A 21197-nucleotide genomic window follows, 5' to 3' on the forward strand; every position below is an offset into this window, starting at 1 on the left:
GTGGAACTGGCCGGTCGTCACGTCCTCGTCGCCGGAGCCGGGGTCACCGGCAAATCCGCCGTCCCGGTCCTGCTGGAGCGGGGCGCGCGGGTCACCGTCACCGACGGCAACGCCGGACGCCTCGCGGAACTCGAAGGTCTCGGCGCCGAACTGGTGCCGGGCCTCTCGGAGCCACCCGAAGGTGTCGAGCTGGTCGTGACCAGCCCCGGCTGGAAGCCGTCTTCGCCGTTGCTGGTGGCGGCGGCCGAGACGGGTATCGAAGTGATCGGCGACGTCGAGCTGGCGTGGCGTGTCGGGCGGCTGCGCGCCAAGCCGCCGGTATGGCTCGCGATCACCGGCACCAACGGCAAGACGACCACGGTCGGGATGCTGGAGTCGATCCTGCGGTCCGCCGGGGTCGACGCGGTGGCCTGCGGGAACGTCGGCTTCGCGGTGCTCGACGCGGTGCGGGCCGGGCACGAGGTGCTCGCCGTGGAGCTGTCGAGCTTCCAGCTGCACTGGTCGTCCACGCTGGCGCCGCTCGCGTCGGTGGTGCTGAACCTGGCCGAGGACCACCTCGACTGGCATGGCTCGATGGAGGAGTACGCGGCCGCGAAGGGACGGGTCCACACCCATTCCCGGAACGTGGTGCACAACGTCGGCGAACCTTGGTCCGTCCGGCTCGCCGACGAGCACGCGCCCGCCGGCGCCCGGCGCGTCGCCTTCGGCATGGGCACCCCGCGCCCCGGCGAACTCGGGATCGTGGAAGACCTGCTGGTGGACCGCGCCTTCGTCGCCGACCCGGCGACCAGCGCCGACGAACTCGGCACCCTGGCCGACGTCCGTCCCGCCGGTCCGCACAACGTCTCCAACGCCCTCGCCGCGGCCGCGCTGGCCCGCGCGTACGGCGTCACCGGAGAAGACGTCGCCAAGGGACTGCGCGAGTACCGGCCCGCCCCTCATCGCGCCGAAGAGATCGGGGAGATCGACGGCGTCCGGTACATCAACGACTCCAAGGCGACCAACCCGCACGCGGCGAGCGGTTCGCTCCGCGCGCATCTGGACGTCGTGTGGATCGCCGGTGGCCAGCTCAAGGGCGCTTCCGTGGACGAGCTCGTCGGCTCGATCGCCGGACGGCTGCGGGGAGTCGTCCTGTTCGGCGTCGATTCACCCGTGATCGCCGCCGCGGTCGCGCGACACGCCCCGGATGTCCCGGTCGAGAGCCTGCCTTCGGGTGACGATGACACCATGACTGCGGCGGTGAAGGCGGCCCGCGCCCTGGCGCGCCCTGGTGACGTGGTGCTGCTGGCCCCCGCCGCGGCGTCGTTGGACATGTACTCGAGCTACGGCGAGCGCGGCGACGCGTTCGCGCGGGCGGTCCGTGTCCTGCGCGACGGTGCGGGGGAGACCAGTGACGGCGGTTGAGGACAGGAAGCGTGAGTCCGCGCCACGGCAACGCAAGGCTCGTGAGCGCCGGGGACGCAAGGAAAGCCCGTTCGTCGCCTTCCGCACCGCGCTGACGGCGTGGCTTTCGCGGCCGCTCGCCTCGTTCCACCTGGTGCTCGCGCTCACCGGTGTGCTGACCGTGATCGGCATCGTGATGGTGCTGTCCGCGTCGTCGGTCGCTTCGTACAACCCCGAGACCGGTGCGGGCGTGTACGCCCAGTTCAGCAAGCACATCATGTTCGTCGCCATCGGCGCGGCGGTGTTCTGGATCGGGCTCCGGATTCCCCTGGAACGCGTCCGGCGGCTGTCGGCGACGGCCACCGTCGTCTGCCTCGGGCTGCTGGTTCTGGTGCTGACCCCGCTCGGAACCGAGTTGAACGGCTCCCGGGGCTGGTTCCGGTTCGGCGGGTTCGCCTTCCAGCCGGTCGAGGCGGCCAAGGTCGCGCTGGCCTTCTGGGGCGCGCACATCCTGGTGATCAAGTACAACATCATCAACCAGTGGCGCCATCTGCTCGTCCCGGTCGTGCCGATCGCGCTGCTGATGTTCGCGCTGGTCATGATGCAGCCCGACCTCGGTGGCACGGTCACCCTCGCGGTGGTGCTGCTGGCCCTGCTGTGGTTCGCGGGCGCGCCGAAACGGCTGTTCGGCGTCATCCTCGCGGGTGGTCTCGTCGGGGTCCTGGTGCTGGCCATCATCGAGCCGTACCGGCTCGCGCGGGTGCTGTCGTTCGTTTCCGGCGACCCGGACACCAGCGCGGACGGCTTCCAGGCCAACCAGGCGAAACTCGCGCTCGCCGACGGCGGCCTGTTCGGCAAGGGCCTCGGCCAGGGCCAGTCCAACTGGGGCTACCTGCCGAACGTGCAGAACGACTTCATCTTCGCCCTGATCGGCGAGGAACTCGGTTTCATCGGCTGTGTGGTGGTGCTGGGGCTGTTCGCCGGCGTCGCCATCGTGGGCCTGCGGATCGCCACCCGGAACCTCGACCCGTGGATCCGCATCGTGTCCGGCACGCTGACCGTGTTCCTGGTCGCGCAGGCGGGTATCAACATCGGCTACGTCGTCGGCCTGCTGCCGGTCACCGGGGTGACCTTGCCGTTGATCTCCTACGGCGGGACGTCGCTGGTGATCACCATGCTCATCATGGGGATCCTCGCCAACGCCGCCCGGCACGAACCGGAGGCGGTGGCCGCACTGCGTTCGCAGGGGCCGGGTAAATTCGGACGCCTGCTGAGGCTTCCCGCGCCCGAGCCGTACCGCCCGCCCGCCAAACGCAAGGGCGCCGCGGCCAGGGGAGGCGCCGCCAAGGCGGCGAGGCCCGCGCCGAGGACGGCGAGGCCTTCGCCCGCCCAGGAACGGCGCCGGTCGGTGCGGGAACCCGGCAGGAGGACGGCCGCGCGAACGGCGGCGAACCGCGGTACCGCGAAACGAGGTACCGCAAACCGGAGAGGTCATAGGTGAACAACCCCGTCAGAGCCGACGCAGCAGCCGAGGTCGCCGGCAAGGCGCCGGTGGTCGTGGTCGCCGGTGGCGGCACCGCAGGGCATATCGAACCGGCGCTCGCCCTCGCGGACGCGGTGATGCGCTTGCGTCCCGACGCGAAGGTGATCGCGCTGGGAACCGAGCGCGGGCTGGAGAACAAACTCGTCCCCGCGCGGGGGTACCAGCTGGAGCTGATCCCGCCGGTGCCGATGCCTCGCAAGCCGACGCCCGAACTGCTGAAGATGCCGTTGAAGGTCCGCGACGCGGTCAAGCGCACCCGTGAGGTCCTGGACCGGGTCGGCGCGGACGTCGTCGTCGGCTTCGGCGGGTACGTCGCGCTGCCGGCGTATCTCGCCGCGCGCGGCCGCACGCCGATCGTGGTGCACGAGGCCAACGAGAAGCCGGGCCTGGCGAACAAGGTCGGCGCGCGATTCGCCGTCCGCGTCGCGGTCGCCGTCCCGGGCACGCCGCTGGCGAAGGCCGAGGTCATCGGCATCCCGCTGCGCCGCTCCATCACCTCGCTCGACAGGGCCGCGCTGCGCGCCGAAGCCCGTGAGCACTTCGGGCTCGACCCCGACGCCCCGACACTGCTGGTCTTCGGCGGATCGCAGGGCGCGGTGTCGATCAACGGCGCCGTTTCCGGCGCGGCCAAGGAGTTCGCGGACGCCGGTGTCGGCGTCCTGCACGCACACGGGCCGAAGAACACGCTGGTCGTCCAGGAGTTCCCCGGACGCCCGGCGTACGTCCCGGTGCCGTACCTGGAACGCATGGACCTGGCCTACGCCGCCGCCGACGCGGTGCTGTGCCGCTCGGGCGCGATGACCGTCGCCGAGGTCTCGGCCGTCGGCCTGCCCGCGGTGTTCGTCCCGCTGCCCTACGGCAACGGCGAGCAGGCGGTCAACGCCCGGCCCGCGGTCGACGCGGGTGCCGGTCTGCTGGTCGCCGACGCCGACCTCACCCCCGCCAAGGTCGCGGAGCTGGTGATCCCGCTGGTGTCCGACGCCGGCAGGGTCGCGAAGATGAGTGCGGCCGCGGTCGGCCTCGGTCACCGCGAGGCCGACGAGACCCTTGCCAAGATCGTGCTGGAGGCCGCAGGTGCCTGACACTCTCCCCGACACGCTCGGGCGTGCCCATCTGATCGGGATCGGCGGTGCCGGGATGAGCGGGATCGCACGGATCCTGCTGGCCCGCGGCGCCCAGGTCTCCGGATCCGACGCCAAGGAGTCGCGCGCGTTCCTTTCGCTGCGTGCCCAGGGCGCGGAGATCGCCGTCGGACAGCGTGCCGAGAACCTCGACGCCTTCCCCGAGGGGCCGTCCTCGGTGATCGTGTCGACCGCGATCAAGGAGTCCAACCCGGAGTTGGCGGCCGCGCGGGAACGCGGGATCACCGTGCTGCACCGCGCGGAGGCGCTGGCCGGGCTGATGGCGGGCCACCGCGTCGCCTGCATCGCCGGGACGCACGGCAAGACGTCGACGACGTCGATGCTGACCGTCGCGTTGCAGCAGTGCCGGCTCGACCCGTCCTTCGCCATCGGCGGCGACCTCAACGAGTCGGGCGCCAACGCGCATCACGGCGAGGGCGGCGTCTTCGTCGCCGAGGCCGACGAGAGCGACGGGTCGTTCCTGGCCTACTCGCCTTCGGTCGCCGTGGTGACCAACGTCGAGCCGGACCATCTGGACCACCACGGCACGGCCGAGGCGTACGTCTCGGTGTTCACCGACTTCCTCGGCCGGATCGTGCCGGGCGGGCTGCTGATCGTCTGCGGTGACGACGAGGGCGCCGAGGAGCTGGGCGCGCGGGCCTCGGCGCAGGGCATCCGCGTCCGTCGTTACGGGCGTTCGGCCACGGGTGCCGAGGACGCCAAGGTGCTGGACTACGTGCCGGCTCCCGACGGCGGCGTCGTCCGGATCTCCTTGCGGGGCGAGGAAATCACCCTCCGGGTCGCGGTGCCGGGGGAGCACATGGCGCTGAACGCGATCGCCGCGCTGCTGGCCGGGATCGAGCTCGGCGCGCCGGTCGAAGGACTCGCCCAAGGGCTCGCCGCGTTCGGCGGCGTCCGGCGGCGGTTCGAGTTCAAGGGCCGCTCGGGCGACGTCCGCGTGTACGACGACTACGCGCACCACCCGACCGAGGTCGACGCGCAGCTGCGCGCGGTGCGGACGGCCGCGGGGCCGGGCCGGGTCGTCGTGGTCTTCCAGCCGCATCTGTACTCGCGCACGAAGACGTTCTCGAAGGAGTTCGCGGCCGCGCTGGCCTTGGCCGACGAGGTCGTCGTGCTGGACGTCTTCGGGGCGCGTGAAAAGCCGGAACCCGGCGTGAGCGGCGCGCTCATCGCCGACCAGATCTCCGGTGTCCCCGTGCACTACCAGCCCGCGTTCGACGTCGCCGCGAAGCTCGCGGCGGATCTGGTCGGACCCGGCGACCTGCTGGTGACCATGGGCGCCGGCGACGTCACGCAGCTCGGCCCGGAGATCCTGGCCGAGCTGGACCGGCGGGCAGGCTAGCCATGACGCAGACCGGGGAACGCCGCCGCCCGGCCGAACCCGGTCGGCGTCCGCGCGCTGACCGCACCGAACGCGTTGAACGCACTCGGCGCGGTCAACGCTCCCAGGCCCGCCGCGGCAGGCGGTCCGGGTACGACCGCCGCCGCATCACCCGGCCGGCCAGGCGCAAGGAGCTGCGGCGGCGTTGGGTCGCGGTGCTTTCGGTGCTGACCGTCATCGCCCTGGTCCACCTCCTGTGGTTCAGCTCGATGCTGGGCGTGCGGCAGGTCGACGTCCTCGGGGCGAGTTCCGTGCCCGCGGAACAGATCCGCGCCGCGGCGGCGGTGCCGGACCAGATACCGATGCTGCGCCTGGACACCGACGACCTCCGCGACCGGGTGGCGCAGATGCCCGGCATCGCCACCGTCGACGTCTCCCGGTCGTGGCCGGGCACCATCGAGATCACCGTGACCGAACGCGCCGCGATCGCCTTCTTCGACAGCGGACCCGGCGGCGACGGCATCCACCTCGTCGACGGCGGGGGCGTGGTGTTCAAGACGGTCAAGGAACGGCCCGCCGGGCTGCCCGAGCTCAAGCTGCCGTCGGTGTCGGCGGACGACCCGGTGACCCGCGCGGTGACCGGCGTCCTCGGCGTGATTCCGCAGCAGCTGCTCAAGCAGGTCACCACCGCGACGGCGAAGACCCCCGGCAGCGTCGAGTTCGCGCTGGCCGACGGGAAGACCGTACGGTGGGGGACCTCGGCCGACACCGAACGCAAGGCGAAGGTCCTGGCCGCCCTGCTCACGCGCGAGGGCAAGGTCTTCGACGTCTCGGCACCCGATCTGCCCACCGTCTCCTGACGAATTGCGGGGTCGGTCAGCGGGTGACGAGGGCTTCGATGCCGTCCAGCAGGCGTTCCAGGCCGAAAGCGAAGGTCTCGTCGGCGGCTTCGCAGGTATCCGCGTCGTAGCCGCCGCTTTCCCAGATCCGCGTCATCGCCGGATGCCGTTCCACGTCGAAGTACTTCTCCCAGAACACCATCCGCTGCCCCCACCAGGCGTCGGTCGACTGCCCGGTCTCCTGCTCCACCTGCGCGGTCTCGGCGAAAAGCGTCGCGTTGGCCTGCACGTAGATCTCGATGCTGTTCGCGGCCGCGGCCGCCTTGCGCGGCCCCAGACCGAGGTCCGACACCGCCGCGATCAGGTACTCCTGACCCGCCATCAGCCCCGGGCCGAGCACCGGTCGCACCATCGACGTCGAGCGCAGCCACGGATGCGCCCGGAACACGGCCAGCGTGCGGTCGCCGTAGAGCCGCACCTGCTCGCGCCAGCCGTCCGGGCGGGGATCACCGGGACCGGGAAGGTTTCGTTCGGCGAGTACCGAGTCCACCATGAGGTCGAGCAGTTCGGTCTTGCCCGGCACGTAGGTGTAGAGCGTCATCGTGCCGACGCCGAGTTCCTTGGCGATCCGGCTCATCGAGACGGTCGCCTCGCCGGCACCGTCGGCGAGCACGACGGCGGTGGAGATCACCTGGTCGAGGATCAGTTTCGGCTTCCGCCCCTTGGTCGGCTGCCGGGCTTCGCCGCGGTCACGCCACAACAGTTCGAGGCTGCGCTCGAAGTCCATCCACACTCCACTCGGCCGTGAAACTGGATTCTACATTCTCGTATGCGGTACGGTTAACCTGATCTCGTAGGGTATACGAAAAGGAGTGGGGAATCGTGACGATCCTGGTGACCGGTGCGACCGGAAGCGTCGGCAGGCTGCTCGTCGACGAACTGGTACGGGCCGGAGCGCCGGTGCGGGCGCTGACCGTCAACCCGGTCAAGGCGGCGCTGCCGGAGCAGGTGGAGGTCGCCAAGGGCTACCTGGGCAAACCGGAGACGCTGCCGGAAGCGCTCAAGGGGGTCGAGACCGTGTACCTGGCGCCGCTGGCGGCCAAGGTGGACGACTTCGTGAAGCTGGCGAAGGAGGCCGGAGTACGCAGGGTGGTGGCGCTGTCGGGCAGCAACGCCGACGACCCGGCGGAGAACTCGAGCGGTGTGGACTACGCGATCATCGAAAAGGCGGTCCGTGAGGCGGACTTCGACTGGACCTTCCTGCGGCCGGGCGCTTTCATGAACAACACCTTCGGCTGGGCGGAGACGATCAAGGCCGAGCGGGTGGTCCGCGAGGCCTACCCCGAATCCCGGATGACGCCGATCGACCTGGCGGACATCGCCGCCGTCGCGGCACACGTCATCCTGACCGAGGGGCACGTCGGCAAGAAGTACACGCTGAGCGGCCCGGAAGCGATCAGCCAGCGCGAACAGGTCGCCGCCATCTCGGCCGCGCTCGGGGAGGAGGTCACCTTCCAGGAGCTCACCCGGGAGGAGGCGAACAAGCAGTGGGCCGCCACCGGGATCCCGGCGGAGATCGCCGAGTGGTTGCTCGACGGTTTCGCGTACTTCACCGAAAATCCCGACAAGCCGACGGGCGTCGTCCAGGAACTCACCGGACGGCCTGGTGTGACCTACGCGGAGTGGGCGGTGGCGAACGTCGAAGCGTTCCGCTGAACCCGTCACTCGCGTGCTTGAACTCGTCACTCGAGAGTTACGGCTTCAAGCACGCGAGTCACGGCCAGGAGCACGTGAGTGACGAGTTGCCGGTCCTCAGCGGGCCCGGCGAGGCAGGCGGGTCGGGAGCGGCGCACCACGCCGCGGCTGATCGGCCGTCGCCTGAGCGGAAGGCCGGGCGGGCGGCGAGGACGGCCGTTGCGGCTGGGGCAGCGGAGGCGGGGCCTGCGATTCGCGGGGCCAGGCGGGGGTGATCATCGCCTGCGCCCCGACGCGGCGGACCGGCAGTCCGTGTGCCTCCCTGGCGGGCAAGCCCGGCCAGATCTCGGCCGCCTCCTTGGCGGCGTCGCGGATCGCGGTGCCGTCGAGCGAGGTGCGGGTCTCCTCGATGTCGCGGTCGAGCCACTGGACGACGAACTCCAGCGGCCCGTCGGGCGGCAGCGGCCACAGGAAGATCTCGTGGTCGACGTGGAACGCCGAACCGCCCAGCCCCCGCGCGCGCAGCACCGGCTGGTCCGGTTTGGCGGCGGACGGCACGGAGATGGTCTCCGAACTGGCCCGCCTTCCGTCGGGGAAGAGCACCCCGACCAGCAGTGCGTGGTAGTCCGGGACCCGGCGATGGCCGATCAGGCCCTCGCCGGGATCGCCGGGCAGGAGATCCCGCGCGTACACCGACAGCTGGAAGGACACCGACTCCGGCCACACCTCGATGCCGCGCAGCGCCACGATGGTCCGCTCGGAGCGGCCCAGCGGCATCGACCACGGCAGGATCGCCGGCACGATGTACTCGCGCGGCGTCTCCACCCAGGGGCGGCCGTTGTAGCCGAACAGTTCCTGTTCCGGCACCGGGAACAGCGGGCGGCCGCGCGGACCGTCGGTGAAGAAGCTCATCGTGGACCGGGTGCGGCAGAACGCGGGGTGAACCTGACCGACCTGCCGCTCACGCCGTCGACGACCACCATGTACTGCACGGTATCCGATGACCAGGCCGGTACTGAACGGTTTCACCGCACCTTTCGGGTCACCCGAAGCCCCTGAGCTTCACTTTCGTGCCCTTCGGCACTTTGGTGCCCGGCTGCGGATCCTGCTGCAGGACGAAGTCGAAACCGCCGTTTCCGCCGCCGTGACCGTTGCCGTGTCCGCGACCCTCACGGTCGGGTTCCAGCCCCGCCTGTTTCAGAAGCTGGATGGCCTCCTCCATCCGTTTGAAGGTCACGTTCGGCACTTCGACGGCGTTCGAAACGAACACCCCGATCCGGCGGTTGCTCGCCTTCCCCCCGCCCTTCGGGTCGGTGCGGATCACCTGGCCGGCGGTGAACTGGTCGGAGAACTCCTCGCCTGCCTGGAACGGCTGGAAGCCGGCCTGCTGGAGGATCTGGAAGGCGGCGTCCTTGCTCTGGCCCGTGACGTCCGGGACCGGCGGCAGCGGTTCGGGGCCCTTCGACAGGATGATCGTGACCTGCCCGCCGATGTTCAGTTGCGAACCGGGGCTCGGGTCGACGCGGATCACCTTGTTCTTGCCGATGTCACTGTATTCCTGTTCGCCCTGGACCGGGGTCAGCTGCGCGGCCTTGATGGCGGTCTCGGCGTCTTGCTGGCTCGTCCCCGCCTGGATGTCCGGCACGATCGGACGGCCCTTCGACAGCACCACGTTGACCGTGGCGCCCGGGGCGAGCGACGTGCCCGCCGCGGGGTCGGACCGGATCACCGTGTGCTGGGCGGCGGTGTCGCTGTACTCCTCGGTGTAGGCCGGGGTCAACTTCGCCGACCGGAGCGCGTCACCGGCGGCGGCCTGGTTCATCCCCGCCAGTTTCGGCACCGACGCCGAACTCGGACCGGAGTCGTTGAGTATGAAGGCGAACGCGCCGATCAGGCCGCCGAGAAGCACCACCGCGGCCGCGATCATCAGGTACAGCCGCTTGCGTGAACCCGGCTGCTCCTCCGCGGTCGGTTCGGACCGGGGAGGCGGGGTGCGCGGCGGCTGGGCGGGCGGCGGCGGTTCCCGGAACAGCGCCTGCGTTCCGCGCGGGCCGGTGACCGGCATGGTCGCTTCGGCGGCCGGGGTCAGCACCGTCGTCGCCATGCCCAGGTTCGCCGCCGGGACGACGGGGATGCCGGGAGTCGTGCGTTCGGCGTCGGTCTCCCGGTCGGCGTCCGCGGGCAGTGGCACGGGCACCGGGACCGCCGGGACGCAGAGGACGATGCGCAGGTGGTTCAGCTCGGCGAGGAACGCCGCGGCGTCGGCCGGGCGCTGCTCGGGGTCGCGGCGCGTGGCGCGCAGAATCAGCTCGTCCAGCTGCGGCGGGAGGCCCGGACGCAGCTCGCTCGGGCGCGGGACGTCGTCGTTGACGTGCCGGTACGCCACCGAAAGGGCGGTGTCGCCGGTGTACGGCGGGCGTCCGGTGAGCATTTCGTACAGCAGGATCCCGGCCGAGTAGACGTCACCGCGGGAGGTGGTCGCGCCGGTGGCGACCTGTTCGGGCGAGACGTAGGCGACGGTGCCGAGGATGACGCTCGAACTCGTGGTGCCCGCGCTGGCGATCGCGCGGACCAGGCCGAAGTCGGCCACCTTGACCACGCCGCCCGAAAGCGTGGTGCCGCCGCGGCCGATGAGCACGTTCTCCGGTTTGACATCGCGGTGCACCAGACCGGCGGCGTGCGCGGCGGCCAGCGCGGAGAGCACCGGTTCGGTGATGCTCAGCGCGAGCGCGATGTCCAGCGGGCCGCGTTCGGCGAGCAGCTCACGCAGGGTCCCGCCGTCGACGAGTTCCATGATCAGGAACGCGCGGCCGGACTCCTCGCCGCCGGGGGTGTCGAAACCCTGGTCGTGCACCGCCACCACGTGCGGGTGGTGCAAGCGTGCCGCCGAGCGGGCTTCCCGCTCGAAGCGGTCGACGAACGACCGGTCGTCCGCGAACCGCGGGTCCATGATCTTGATGGCGACCTGGCGGTCCAGGCGGGTGTCGACGCCTCGGTACACCGACGACATCCCACCGCGTGCGAGCAGCTTGTCCACCCGGTAGCGGCCCTCGAGCAGAGTGCCCACCAGAGTGGGATCCGTGCGTGTCACGGCTATGGATCGTACGGAAGTACCCATGTCCTGGTGTACGGGACCTGACCCGCCGGGGATCACGATTTCCGTCATTTCGTCGAAACGGCGGTATGCGTGACGAAAGGGCACTCTCCGTGATGACGAGGTCGTCACCCATGCGTACCAGCGGAGCGAAAGACGGAATGTGGCACAGTGTCACCTGTGAGTGGTATTCCCGTCGCCGACGACGTTCTCGACGCAGATGTGGCCGTTCTCCCGTTGCCGGAGGTCGCGAACGCGCTGAACATTTCGGCCAACAAGGTCCGTCAGATGCTGCGCGACGGTCATCTGATCGCCGTCCGGCGCAAGGGCGAGTTGTACGTCCCGGGCGCGTTCCTGGTGAAGGACGGCGTGGTCAAGGGCTTGGCAGGCACCATCACCGTGCTCGCGGACTCCGGTTTCAGCCGGACGGAGATGCTGCGCTGGCTCTTCGCCACGGACGAGAGCCTGCCGGGATCGACCCCGGTCAACGCGCTCCGCACCAGCCATGGCACCGAAGTCAAACGGCGCGCGCAGGCGATGGCGTTCTGACTTTGACCAGCGCGAACGTCGCGGCCGCGAGAAGCTGGCACGCCGCCGCGGCACCCAGCGCCGTGGTTACGGAGAGTGCGCTCAACGGTCCCGCGGCCGCCGCGCCCGCCGCGAGCCCGGTGATCTTCACGCTCGCCGCCGTCGTGAACACCTGAGCTCGCACTCGCGCGGGCGCTTCGCGATGCCGGATGGCGAAAAGCGCCGAAAGTTGCGGCCCTTCGGCGAATCCGGCGACCACGGCGGCGATCAGAAGGGTCACCACGTCGTGGCCTGTCGCCGCGAGCAGGAAACTCGCGCCCAGCAAAACGGTGCTGGCGAGCACGGTGCGGTCGGGTGGCGGCGGTCTGCGGGCGAGGGCGGCGTTCGCGATCAGTGACGCGGCGGCCAGCACGGTGAGCAGAAGCGCGCCGAAGCCCGGATTCCCCAGCCGTTGAGCGCCGAGCAGCGGGTAGCAGACCACGGCGATCCCGATGCCGGCGAAGGACACCGTGGACGTCGCGGTGGCCCGCAGCAGCGCGCGGTTGCGGAAGAGGACCGCGAAGCCGTCTGCGAGTTGTCGGCGGATCGGGGTCGCGGGCTTCGCTTCGGCGGCGGGCAGTGACCACGCGGCGGGAAAAGCGGCGGCGACGAGCGTGATCGCGACGGCGACCGCGGCCGGGGCGCCGGCGTACGCGGCCACGAGCCCGGCGAGTCCCGGCCCGGCGAGGCTCGCGGCGGTGAACGTCATCGCGTCCAGCGTGCTCGCCCTCGGCAGCGGCGTCCGGCCGCGGACCTTCGGCAACTGCGCCGTCCAGCCGCCCGCCAAGGCCGGGTTGAGCAGCCCGGCCGCGACGGCCACCGCGATCGCCGCGGGGAGTTCGGCGAGGGCGAGTACCGCGCCGAGCCCGCCCGCGTAGGCGAGCAGCGCCCAGGCGAGCAGCCGCCCGGGCCGGGGGCTGCGGTCGAGCAGTGCCCCGAGCAGCGGCCCGCCCGCCGCCGCGGCGACCGTCAGGCCCGCGAGCAGCGCGGACCCGGTGGCGGCCGAACCGTCGACGCTCATGCCGAGCAGGAGCAACGCCGGTCCGGACAGTTCGTCCCCGGTTCTGGCGACCGTCGCGCCGGTCAAGTAGACGGCGAGACTGTAACGGCCTCTCATGGGTAAGACGTTACAGTGGGGGTATGACTTCAGCGCAGCGGGATTTCCTGCCCGGCCGTTCGGCGCGGGCGGCGGCGCAGCGAGCGGTGGATCTGCTGGAGGTCCTGCTCGCACCGGAACCCTCGGTCGCGTCGATTCGTGCCGTACTCGAGGCGCACGGCGAGACCTCGGTCGAGTTGGCGCCTTCGGAGGTGGCGTCGTTGCGCGAGGCCGCTGTGGAACTGCGTGAGGTGTTCGCGGCGCGGGATGCCGCCGAGGCGGCCGGCTCACTCAACCGGCTGCTGGCTCGCTACGCGCATCCGCCGCGGCTGACCGAGCACGCGGACGGGTTCGGCTGGCATTTGCACGTGGACGCCGCCGACGACGGACCTTGGGGCGCGTGGCTGGTGACGTCGTCCGCGCTGGCGTTGGCGGTGTTGCTGGCGGACCGCCAGGCGCCACCGGGCGGACTGTGCGCGGCTTCGGGGTGCGGGAAGCCCTTCGCGCACCTGGGTGGGGGGAGTCCGCGGCGGTACTGCTCGACGCGATGTGCGACTCGGGAGCGGGTCGCCGCGCACCGGCGGCAGCGGTCTTGAGGTCCGCGAGGGCCCGAGTTCGGTGTGGACGTCGTCGACTGTCCGAACGGCAGGTTGGTGGAGGGTCTCGAGTGGCGATTCGGCGTCCTTGAGGTGCTGATCGAGGTGCTGATCGAGGCCACGGGTAGCTCGCCAGCCCCGGGCCCGAACGCCATGAAAGGTCCTTTCCTTGCGAAATTTGCAAGGAAAGGACCTTTCATGGCGCGCGAAAGCGGCTCAGGCCTGCTTGTCCCGCCAAACGATCCAGGACCGCAGCTTGTCGAGGTTGTAGTCCGGCCCGCCGGTCGCCACGGTGAACAGCGAGACACCCAGCTCCAGCAGCTTCGGGCCCAGCTCCTCGGGCTCGCCCTCGACGGCGACCGAACGCTCGATCTCCTTGGGGTCCCGGCCCACGTCGGCGCAGTGCTGGTCGAGGATCTTGACCTTGCGTTCCACGACCTCCGGGTCGCCGAAGCCGTGCCAGATGTCGGCGTGCTTCGCGACCAAGCGAAGGGTCTTCTTCTCGCCGCCGCCACCGATCAGCACCGGGATGTCCCGGACCGGCTGCGGGTTCAGCTTGCCGAGCCTGCTCTCGATCCGCGGGAGTGCCTCGGCGAGGTCGTCGAGCCGTCCGCCCGCGGTGCCGAACTCGTAGCCGTACTCGTCGTAGTCCTTCTCGAACCAGCCGGAGCCGATCCCGAGGATCAGCCGCCCGCCGGAGATGTTGTCGACGGTGCGGGCCATGTCGGCCAGCAGTTCGGGGTTGCGGTAGCTGTTGCACGTCACCAACGCGCCGATCTCGACCCGCGACGTGGACTCCGCCCAGGCGCCCAACATGGTCCAGCACTCGTAGTGCAGACCGTCGGGGTCACCGTAGAGCGGGTAGAAGTGGTCCCAGTTGAAGACGATGTCCACGCCGAGGTCTTCGGCCTCCGAAGCCGCCCGGCGGATGGCCTTGTATTCGGCGTGCTGCGGTTGCAGCTGGACACCGATCCGGATCTTCCTGTTCGCAGCAGTGGTCATGTTCGCACCTTAAGCCTGGAGTTGCTCCACGCGCTCGTCAGCAATTTCGGCAGGGCGACGGCCGCGCGACGACGGCGGGGGACGACCGCGCGGGTGTTCAGCACGTCGTGACCGAGGGCCTCGATCTCGTCGAGAATGCCTTCGTAGAGCACGAGTGCCGTCCGCACGCAGTCGCGGGATTCTTCGCGCAGCGACGGGATGCCCGCCCGGGCGCGGCGGTACACCGCCCGGTTGCGCGCCACGGCGACCGCGAGCGCGCGCCGCACCCGCCGGTCCGGGAGGCCGCGGGCACGCGACCCTTCGAGCAGTTCGCGGTCGACGCCGAACGCGGCCAGTTCTTCGGTGGGCAGGTACAGCCGCCCGCGGTCGAGGTCCTCGCCGATGTCGCGCAGGAAGTTGGTCAGCTGGAAGGCCTCGCCCAACGCGGCGGCGCCGGGTTCGGCTTCCGCGAGCGGGACGACGGTGCCGAAGACGGGCAGCATCTGCAAGCCGATCACCTCGGCCGAACCGTGGACGTATTCCCGGAGGTCGGCGTAGGTCGCGTACTCGGTGATTTCGAGATCCATCGCCATGGACCGCAGGAACGCGTCGAACAACGCGCGGTCCAGGTCGTGGCGGCGCACGGTGTCGGCGAGCGCGGTCAGGACCGGATCGGCCGGTGTGCCGCCGTCGAAGATCCGCGCGACCATGACGGCGACCTCGTCCAGCGCGGTCGCGGGATCGGTGCCGGGCGCGGGATTGTCGACCAATTCGTCCGCCATTCGCGCGAAGCCGTACAGCGCGTGCGCGAACGGCCGCGTCCGCGGTGGCAGCAGCCGGGTGGCGAGGAAGAAGGTGCGCCCGTGGTGCGCGTTGATGCGGCGGCAGGCGGTGTAGGCGGCCCGCAACGCCGGGCCGGTGATGCCCGCGGCGTCGAGTTCGTTCATCGGCCGGTGACCCGTCCCGCAGCCAGCCTGCCGGAGATCACCACCGGCGGGATGCCGACGCCGGGGATGGTCCCGCAACCCGCCAGTACGACGTTTTCCACCGCGCGCAGGAGGTTTCCCGGCCGGAACGGGCCGGTCTGGGCGAAGGTGTGCGCGAGCGAGAACGGGGTGCCCGCGGTGAGCCCGCGTTCCGCCCAGCCCTGCGGGGTGATCGTCTCGTCGACGGTGAAGTCGTCCGCGAACCCGGTCAGACCGCGCTTCTCCAGTGTGCGCAGGAGTTCCTCGCGATAGGCGGGGCCGACCCGGTGCCAGTCGATCTTGCCGCGGCGCAGGTTCGGCGCCGGGGCGAGGACCGAGATCACCTGGTCGCCGCCGGGAGCCAGCCCCGGTTCCGTCGCGGTCGGCCGGGTCACCAGCAGCGAAGGATCGCTCATCAGCTTGCCCTCGCGGATGATCTCCGAGAACGTCTTCTCCCAGGCTTGGCCGAAGAAAATGGTGTGGTGGCCCAAGTACGGCCACGTCTTCGGCGCGTGCCCGTGCAGTACGACGGCCGACGGCGAGTACCGCAGCGGCAGCGGACGCCGGGGGCGAGCGCCGAGCAGCCGGTACGCGGTGCCGAGTTCGGTCGCGAGAACCACGGTGTCGCAAGGGATCCGCTCGCCCGAGCGGGTCCGTACCGCGCGCACTCGCGAGGAAACCCTTTCCAGCCAAGCGGCTTCGGTGCCGAAACGCACCTCAGCGCCGGCGCGGCCGGCCGCGTTCGCCATCGCTCGCGCGATCTCGCCCATCCCGCCCGACGGGTAGTAGACCCCGCCGACGGTGTCCATGTAGGAAATGACGCCGTACGCGCCGATCGCGCGCGCCGGGTCGAGTCCCGCGTAGAGCGACTGGAAGGAGAAGAGCCGGCGCACGCGGTCGTCGCGCAGGAATCCGCCGATCTTCGGGCCGAGCCGGCCGAAACCGCCCAACACTGCCAGTTTCGCCAGCTCCGGGCGTACGAGATCGAGCGGGGAATCGAAGTTCGCGCCGATGAAGTGATCCTTCTGCACCGCGTACAGCTCGGTCAGCCAGCGCCGCAACCGTCGGTAGCCCTCGGCTTCGGCGGGACCGGCGGCCGCGCGGATCTCGGCCTCCATCGCCGCCGCCTCGGTGTGCACGGCGATCGTGGTGTCGTCGGCGAACCTCGCGCGGTAGGCCGGGTCGAGCCGGGTCAGCGTCAGGTTGGCCGACAGGGATTCGCCGACCGCGGAAAAGGCCTCGTCGAGCAGTTCGGGCATGGTCAGCACACTGGCGCCGGTGTCGACGGTGTTGCCGCCGAACTCCGCCTGTCCCACCCGGCCCCCGGGGCTCTCGTCCTGTTCCAGCAGGGTCACCGAGCGGCCGGCGCCGAGCAGGTGCAGCGTCGCCGACAACCCGGCGAGTCCGCCACCGATCACCACCACGTGGTCACTCGGACCGGTGACGGTGCGCATCAGTACGTCCGCTGGGTCGCCTTGACGACCAGCCCGGTCAGCGCGGCGGGGGCGGGCTCGGCCAGGTGTGCGCGGTCGAGCGCCGCCATCGCGGAATCGGTCAGCTCGTCGATGCGGCGTTCCACCGCGTCGACCGCACCGACGTCTCGCAGTGCTTCGCGCACGGCCTCGACGGCGTCTTCGGACAGGTGGGCGTCACCGATGGCGTCGGAAATGACCTTCGCCGCCGCGTCCTTGCCCTGCCCGGCCGCGCGCTGGAGACCGAGCGCGACCAGCAGCGTGCGCTTGCCCTCCCGCAGGTCGTCGCCCGCGGGTTTGCCGGTGACCGACGGGTCGCCGAACACCCCGAGCAGGTCGTCCCGCAGCTGGAACGCCACGCCGACCTCGTCGCCGAATTCGCGCAGCGTCGCGATCAGGGCGTCGTCGGCGCCGCCGAGCGCGGCACCGAGGTGCAGCGGGCGCTGGACGGTGTACGCGGCCGTCTTGAGCTTGCAGATGTGCAGTGCCGCCTCGGGGGAGGCGTCGCCGGTGGCCTGGGTGCGGACGTCGAGGTACTGCCCGGCGAGTACTTCGGTACGCATCGCGCGCCACGCCGGCCGTGCCGCCGCGAGGACCGCGTGCGGAAGCGGGGCTTCGCCGAACATGTCGTCGGCCCAGGCCAGCGCGAGGTCGCCGACCAGGACCGCGGTCGCGAGGCCGAACGTGCTCGGCGAACCGAGCCAGCCGCTGTCGGCGTGGAGCTTCGCGCCCGCGATGTGCACGGTCGGTGAACCGCGGCGCGAATCGGAGGAGTCGATGAGGTCGTCGTGGATCAGCGCGCACGCCTGGATCAGCTCCAGGCTCGCGACCGCCTGCAGGACACCTTCGACGTCCGGCCCGGCCGGATCGCCCCCCGCGCCGCGCCAGCCCCACCAGGCGAACGTCGGCCGCAAACGTTTGCCGCCGCCGAGCACGAATTCGGCCAGCGCGTCGATCCCCGCCCCGACGCTCGGCTCGGTGCGGCGGATTTCGGTCCCGGCGCGCTCGAGGAAGCCGGCCAGCGCCCGCTCGACGTGGGCGGGCAGATCGGCGTCGTAGGCGGATGTGTCCATGAGCACATCCTCCGGGAAGGACGGCTTCCCGACCCAGTCGGGTGCCGTGGAATGTGGCGGAACTCGCCGCAATCAGTCACCTGGTTGCGATCCTTGCGCAGGCAACTACCGCGACCAGGTGTCGAATTGCGGTAGGGCGTCGGGTCAACTGCCGCAAGTAGGTGACTAATTGCGGGTTTTGGCGTAGTGCCGTTTCGCTCGCGCCCGGTTGCCGCAGTCCGACGAACTGCACCAGCGTCGGGAACGGTTGCGCGTGTGGTCGGTGAAGATCCAGCCGCAGCCCGGCCCTTCGCACTCCCGGATCCGCGCCAGATCCCCGGTCCGGAGCAGGTCCTCGGCCGCCAGCGCAAGGAAGTGCGGCAGCGCGTCGCCGTTCGTCAGCGGCACCTCCCACCGCAGTGGCAAGGACGACGGCAGCGAGGCGTGCCGATAGGCCTCGATCAAGGGTTTTCGCAGCGCCGTGACGTCCGGCGGATCCGACACGAGCACGCGATACAGCGTCTCGCGAAAGGCCTTCACCGTCTTCAAGACGGCCTCGGAGATCTCCAGCCGTTCGGTGCCCGCGCCGACCACGACGACCCACTCGGACAGCCGTTCCGGAGCCGAAAGCCGGTCTTCCCGCCGGGCCGGATCACGCCGCCAGGAAACGGTGTTGACCAGGTCTAACGGCATGCTCCCGCCGATGCTGTCGTACCCGTCCCAATGGCCGTCCACGGACTCTCCTAATGGTCAAAATCAGTTTAGCTTGTTAGGCTCAGGTGATGACAACACTCCGGCGAAACTACCTGGCCGGCGCCCGTGTCGGGCTCGGGCTGGGCGTCGCGACCTTCGTCCTCGGCGTCACTTTCGGCGCCTACAGCCAGAACCTGGGCTGGGGGATCGCGGCCCCGATCGCCGCGTCGATCCTCGTGTTCTCCGGCTCGGCCCAGTTCGCGATGGCCACCGCGCTCGCGGGCGGCGGCAACATCGCCGTCGCGGTCGGCGCGGCGGCCCTCATCAACGCCCGGTTCCTGCCGATGGGTGCCGCCGTCGCCGCGGATCTGCGCGGAGGACGGTTGCGCCGCGCGTGGGAGGGCCAGGCCGTCGTCGACGGTTCGTGGGTGGCGGCCCACCTCGGCGAGGGGCGCTTCGACCGCGAGAAACTCATCGGCTGCACCCTCGTCCAGCTGCCCGCGTGGGTGCTGGGGACGGTGCTCGGCGTCCTGGCCGCGCCACCGCCGGACGTCGTCGCGCGGTTCGGGCTCGACGTCGTGTTCCCCGGGTTTTTCCTGGTCCTGCTCATCGACGAACTGCGCCGTTCGCGCCAGGCGGTCCGGACCGCGGCGCTCGCCGCCTGCCTCGCCGGGATCCTGGTGCTGTTCGTCCCCGTCGGGCTCGCGCTGATCGGCGCGTCCGCCGCCGCGCTGCTGGGCCTGGGGGTGCGGCGATGACGCTCTGGATCGCCATCGTCGCCGTCGCGCTGGTCAGCATCGGGTTCAAGGCGGCGGGCCCGGTCCTGCTCGGCGACCGGACACTGCCGCCGCGCCTGGCCGGCGTGATCGCGTTGCTGGCGCCCGCGCTGCTGGCCGGGCTCGTGCTGACCGACGTGACCGGCCCGGCCTGGTCCGGGGTCGACTGGACGCTGTGCGCGGGACTCGCCGCGATCGCGGTGACCTACGTGCTGCGTGCGCCGGTGCTGGCCGCGATCCTCTGCGGGGTCGTCGTCACCGCGGTGCTCCGGTTCCTGGTCTAGGCCCAGAACGGTCCGCTCAGCCCGGCCTGGGTGAAGTACGCGGCCGCGGCGGCCGGATCCCGGCGGGTGTAGCCGTGGTCGAGCCTGCCGTCGTACCAGCCCGCCGCGAGCCGCCACAACGTCGCCAGGTCCATGACGTACCCCTTGTGCTGTCCCGTCTCCGTCAGCCACTCGTCCACACAGGATTCGTCGCAGAACAGGCGCTGATTCCCGCAGGTGCGCACCACGTCGTCCCACATCCGGGCGGCCGGCACCAGGAAATGCGCGACCAGATCACCCTTCGGCGGGACCCGGTCGTTCACCAGCAGGGCCCGCGGTTCGCCGCAGCCCTGGCAGCGCGTGGACACCAGTACCTCGGGTTCGGTCTTGACCAGCTGCGGAATCGCGAACGCGTCCCACGCGCAACCGCCCCACCACAGCGTCCGTTCACCCATCACCGAGAAACCCAGCGGGATCGCCGCGAACGGGTGTGCCAGCACGACGTGTTCGCAGTCGTCGAGCACGAGATGCCGCTGCTCCGCGAGCCGGTGCAGTGCCTGTTTCGCCACCGCGAGCGATCCGTGGGCGGCGTCGGCCAGTTCCGGCGCCGTCGGCGGCCTCCCGTGTTCGGCGAACGCGCGGTAGACCGCGACGCGGACGTCCTCGTCCCAGCTGGTGTCGGTTTCGGCGCTCATGGCGGCTCCCTGTGCTCGCCACCGAGTCTCCCCAGGCGGGCGCCACTCGGCAACCGCACGCGAGTGGCCGACGTCGCACGCCCACAGCCTGAGAGGGGGCTCCCAGCCAGCGGACTTTCCCCCTTAACATGGCGGTATGACGTCGGTGGTCGAGCGGTTGCAGGGTGATGGACCCGTGTTCTCCATCGAGTTCTTCCCGCCTCGCGACGCGGCCGACGAGGCGGTGCTGTGGAAGTCGATCCGGGAACTCGAGCCGCTGGACCCGGCGTACATGTCGATCACCTACGGCGCGGGCGGCTCCAGCCGCGACGGCACGATCCGCAGCATCGCCCGCGTCGCCACCGAAACCACGCTGGTGCCGATGGCGCACCTCACCGCCGTGAACCACTCGGTCGCGGAACTGCGCAACGTCATCGGCTGGTACGCCGCCGTCGGCGTGCGGAACATCCTCGCGCTGCGCGGCGACCCGCCGGGTGACGTCTACGGCGACTGGGTCCCGCATCCGGACGGGCTCGGCTACGCCGAAGAACTCGTGGAGCTGGTGCGTTCGCTCGGCGACTTCTGTGTCGGTGTCTCGGCGTTCCCGTACGGCCACCCGAGGTCGGCGAACCTCGAGGCCGACACCGAATACCTGGTGCGCAAGCTGCGCGCGGGCGCGGACTTCGCGATCGCGCAGCTGTTCTTCGAGGCGGAAGACTTCCTCCGCCTGCGTGACCGGGTGGCGGCCACCGGCTGCGAGGCGCTGGTCATTCCCGGCATCATGCCGCTGACCACGCCGCGGACGCTGCACACGTCGATCAAGCTGTCCGGCGCGCCGGCGCCCCGGCGGCTGCTGGACCGGCTCGAACCGCTGGCCGGCGACCCGAAGGCCTTCCGCGCGGAAGGGATCGACGCGGTGACCGAACTGTGCGAGCGCCTCATCGCCGAAGGCGTCCCTGACCTGCACTTCTACACGTTCAACCGGTCCAAGGCCACGCGTGAGGTGGTCAGCAGGCTCGGGCTGGTCCCGGCTCGCGCGTAACTC

Annotated in this window: 21 protein-coding genes; 11 read left to right on the forward strand and 10 right to left on the reverse strand. The window is 70.8% G+C overall.

The genetic code is table 11. The annotated features are described in order from the left end of the window. From murD to P3102_RS11615, 5 genes are read left to right on the forward strand one after another with little or no spacing between them, the layout of a single operon-like run. On the forward strand, positions 1–1404 hold the full coding sequence (gene murD / locus P3102_RS11595) for a UDP-N-acetylmuramoyl-L-alanine--D-glutamate ligase (protein WP_276368876.1): 1404 nt from the start codon (positions 1–3) through the stop codon (positions 1402–1404). Next, on the forward strand, positions 1391–2884 hold the full coding sequence (gene ftsW / locus P3102_RS11600; RefSeq protein WP_276368877.1) for a putative lipid II flippase FtsW: 1494 nt from the start codon (positions 1391–1393) through the stop codon (positions 2882–2884). Before murD ends, ftsW begins: the two co-directional genes overlap by 14 nt. Beyond that, positions 2881–4008, forward strand: coding sequence for an undecaprenyldiphospho-muramoylpentapeptide beta-N-acetylglucosaminyltransferase (gene murG / locus P3102_RS11605; protein ID WP_276368879.1), 1128 nt, complete (start codon positions 2881–2883; stop codon positions 4006–4008). Before ftsW ends, murG begins: the two co-directional genes overlap by 4 nt. Next, positions 4001–5410 (forward strand): UDP-N-acetylmuramate--L-alanine ligase, encoded by a 1410-nt coding sequence (gene murC, locus P3102_RS11610; protein WP_276368880.1) that lies wholly within the window; start codon positions 4001–4003, stop codon positions 5408–5410. Before murG ends, murC begins: the two co-directional genes overlap by 8 nt. A gap of 2 nt (positions 5411–5412) precedes the next feature. Next, positions 5413–6249, forward strand: coding sequence for an FtsQ-type POTRA domain-containing protein (locus P3102_RS11615; protein WP_276368882.1), 837 nt, complete (start codon positions 5413–5415; stop codon positions 6247–6249). Between the two features lie 16 nt (positions 6250–6265). On the opposite strand, the gene P3102_RS11620 is transcribed toward P3102_RS11615, so the two are convergent. After that, entirely contained in the window at positions 6266–7015 is a 750-nt protein-coding gene (locus P3102_RS11620; RefSeq protein WP_276368883.1) for a TetR/AcrR family transcriptional regulator, read from the reverse strand. Positions 7016–7110: 95 nt separating this feature from the next. Between P3102_RS11620 and P3102_RS11625 the strand changes: the two genes are divergently transcribed. After that, positions 7111–7944 carry an NAD(P)H-binding protein gene (locus P3102_RS11625; RefSeq protein WP_276368885.1) on the forward strand — a complete coding sequence of 278 codons (834 nt, stop codon included), beginning with the start codon at positions 7111–7113 and terminating at the stop codon, positions 7942–7944. A 96-nt stretch (positions 7945–8040) separates the two neighbouring features. Here P3102_RS11625 and P3102_RS11630 read toward each other — a convergent pair whose 3' ends face one another. Both P3102_RS11630 and P3102_RS11635 read right to left on the reverse strand, forming a co-directional pair. Then, positions 8041–8835 (reverse strand): hypothetical protein, encoded by a 795-nt coding sequence (locus P3102_RS11630; protein WP_276368887.1) that lies wholly within the window; start codon positions 8833–8835, stop codon positions 8041–8043. Positions 8836–8965: 130 nt separating this feature from the next. Continuing rightward, positions 8966–11014 carry a PASTA domain-containing protein gene (locus P3102_RS11635; protein ID WP_276368888.1) on the reverse strand — a complete coding sequence of 683 codons (2049 nt, stop codon included), beginning with the start codon at positions 11012–11014 and terminating at the stop codon, positions 8966–8968. A gap of 183 nt (positions 11015–11197) precedes the next feature. Here P3102_RS11635 and P3102_RS11640 point away from each other — a divergent pair, with 183 nt between their 5' ends. Then, positions 11198–11566 (forward strand): Rv2175c family DNA-binding protein, encoded by a 369-nt coding sequence (locus P3102_RS11640; RefSeq protein ID WP_276368890.1) that lies wholly within the window; start codon positions 11198–11200, stop codon positions 11564–11566. On the opposite strand, the gene P3102_RS11645 is transcribed toward P3102_RS11640, so the two are convergent. Continuing rightward, on the reverse strand, positions 11535–12701 hold the full coding sequence (locus tag P3102_RS11645) for an MFS transporter (RefSeq protein ID WP_276368891.1): 1167 nt from the start codon (positions 12699–12701) through the stop codon (positions 11535–11537). The genes P3102_RS11640 and P3102_RS11645 overlap by 32 nt on opposite strands. Positions 12702–12724: 23 nt before the next feature. Here P3102_RS11645 and P3102_RS11650 point away from each other — a divergent pair, with 23 nt between their 5' ends. After that, on the forward strand, positions 12725–13276 hold the full coding sequence (locus P3102_RS11650; protein ID WP_276368893.1) for a CGNR zinc finger domain-containing protein: 552 nt from the start codon (positions 12725–12727) through the stop codon (positions 13274–13276). Between the two features lie 216 nt (positions 13277–13492). Here the strand turns inward: P3102_RS11650 and P3102_RS11655 are convergent, their stop codons facing one another. From P3102_RS11655 to P3102_RS11675, 5 genes are all read right to left on the reverse strand, one after another. Continuing rightward, positions 13493–14278, reverse strand: coding sequence for an LLM class F420-dependent oxidoreductase (locus tag P3102_RS11655; RefSeq protein WP_276368894.1), 786 nt, complete (start codon positions 14276–14278; stop codon positions 13493–13495). Further along, positions 14275–15204: a phytoene/squalene synthase family protein gene (locus P3102_RS11660; protein WP_276368896.1), complete on the reverse strand. Its 930-nt coding sequence runs from the start codon at positions 15202–15204 to the stop codon at positions 14275–14277. Before P3102_RS11660 ends, P3102_RS11655 begins: the two co-directional genes overlap by 4 nt. Next, positions 15201–16676, reverse strand: coding sequence for a phytoene desaturase family protein (crtI, locus tag P3102_RS11665; RefSeq protein WP_276368898.1), 1476 nt, complete (start codon positions 16674–16676; stop codon positions 15201–15203). Before crtI ends, P3102_RS11660 begins: the two co-directional genes overlap by 4 nt. Then, positions 16676–17767 carry a polyprenyl synthetase family protein gene (locus P3102_RS11670; protein ID WP_276368900.1) on the reverse strand — a complete coding sequence of 364 codons (1092 nt, stop codon included), beginning with the start codon at positions 17765–17767 and terminating at the stop codon, positions 16676–16678. The genes crtI and P3102_RS11670 overlap by 1 nt, the downstream gene beginning before the upstream one ends. A 165-nt stretch (positions 17768–17932) precedes the next feature. Beyond that, positions 17933–18481 carry a CGNR zinc finger domain-containing protein gene (locus P3102_RS11675; protein ID WP_276368901.1) on the reverse strand — a complete coding sequence of 183 codons (549 nt, stop codon included), beginning with the start codon at positions 18479–18481 and terminating at the stop codon, positions 17933–17935. Positions 18482–18528: 47 nt separating this feature from the next. On the opposite strand from P3102_RS11675, the gene P3102_RS11680 reads away from it, so the two are divergent. Both P3102_RS11680 and P3102_RS11685 read left to right on the forward strand, forming a co-directional pair. After that, the gene (locus tag P3102_RS11680; RefSeq protein WP_276368902.1) at positions 18529–19197 is read left to right on the forward strand and encodes an AzlC family ABC transporter permease; all 669 of its coding nucleotides are present in this window, start codon (positions 18529–18531) and stop codon (positions 19195–19197) included. Then, a complete protein-coding gene (locus tag P3102_RS11685; protein ID WP_276368904.1) occupies positions 19194–19499 on the forward strand; it encodes an AzlD domain-containing protein in 306 nt (101 codons plus the stop codon). Before P3102_RS11680 ends, P3102_RS11685 begins: the two co-directional genes overlap by 4 nt. Here P3102_RS11685 and merB read toward each other — a convergent pair. Then, positions 19496–20173: an organomercurial lyase gene (gene merB, locus P3102_RS11690; RefSeq protein ID WP_276368905.1), complete on the reverse strand. Its 678-nt coding sequence runs from the start codon at positions 20171–20173 to the stop codon at positions 19496–19498. The genes P3102_RS11685 and merB overlap by 4 nt on opposite strands. 136 nt (positions 20174–20309) lie before the next feature. Between merB and P3102_RS11695 the strand changes: the two genes are divergently transcribed. After that, entirely contained in the window at positions 20310–21194 is an 885-nt protein-coding gene (locus tag P3102_RS11695) for a methylenetetrahydrofolate reductase (RefSeq protein WP_276368907.1), read from the forward strand. Positions 21195–21197 lie beyond the last annotated feature (3 nt).

The sequence above is a fragment of the Amycolatopsis sp. QT-25 genome (assembly GCF_029369745.1).
Lineage (GTDB): Bacteria > Actinomycetota > Actinomycetes > Mycobacteriales > Pseudonocardiaceae > Amycolatopsis.

Excerpts from the sequence above, each read along its gene's own strand:
- P3102_RS11615 (WP_276368882.1), top strand. The coding sequence starts at position 5,413 with ATGACGCAGACCGGGGAACGCCGCCGCCCGGCCGAACCCGGTCGGCGT.
- P3102_RS11620 (WP_276368883.1), bottom strand. The coding sequence starts at position 7,015 with ATGGACTTCGAGCGCAGCCTCGAACTGTTGTGGCGTGACCGCGGCGAA.
- P3102_RS11630 (WP_276368887.1), bottom strand. The coding sequence starts at position 8,835 with ATGAGCTTCTTCACCGACGGTCCGCGCGGCCGCCCGCTGTTCCCGGTG.
- P3102_RS11645 (WP_276368891.1), bottom strand. The coding sequence starts at position 12,701 with ATGAGAGGCCGTTACAGTCTCGCCGTCTACTTGACCGGCGCGACGGTC.
- P3102_RS11650 (WP_276368893.1), top strand. The coding sequence starts at position 12,725 with ATGACTTCAGCGCAGCGGGATTTCCTGCCCGGCCGTTCGGCGCGGGCG.
- P3102_RS11655 (WP_276368894.1), bottom strand. The coding sequence starts at position 14,278 with ATGACCACTGCTGCGAACAGGAAGATCCGGATCGGTGTCCAGCTGCAA.
- P3102_RS11660 (WP_276368896.1), bottom strand. The coding sequence starts at position 15,204 with ATGAACGAACTCGACGCCGCGGGCATCACCGGCCCGGCGTTGCGGGCC.
- crtI (WP_276368898.1), bottom strand. The coding sequence starts at position 16,676 with ATGCGCACCGTCACCGGTCCGAGTGACCACGTGGTGGTGATCGGTGGC.
- P3102_RS11670 (WP_276368900.1), bottom strand. The coding sequence starts at position 17,767 with ATGGACACATCCGCCTACGACGCCGATCTGCCCGCCCACGTCGAGCGG.
- P3102_RS11680 (WP_276368902.1), top strand. The coding sequence starts at position 18,529 with ATGACAACACTCCGGCGAAACTACCTGGCCGGCGCCCGTGTCGGGCTC.
- P3102_RS11685 (WP_276368904.1), top strand. The coding sequence starts at position 19,194 with ATGACGCTCTGGATCGCCATCGTCGCCGTCGCGCTGGTCAGCATCGGG.
- merB (WP_276368905.1), bottom strand. The coding sequence starts at position 20,173 with ATGAGCGCCGAAACCGACACCAGCTGGGACGAGGACGTCCGCGTCGCG.
- P3102_RS11695 (WP_276368907.1), top strand. The coding sequence starts at position 20,310 with ATGACGTCGGTGGTCGAGCGGTTGCAGGGTGATGGACCCGTGTTCTCC.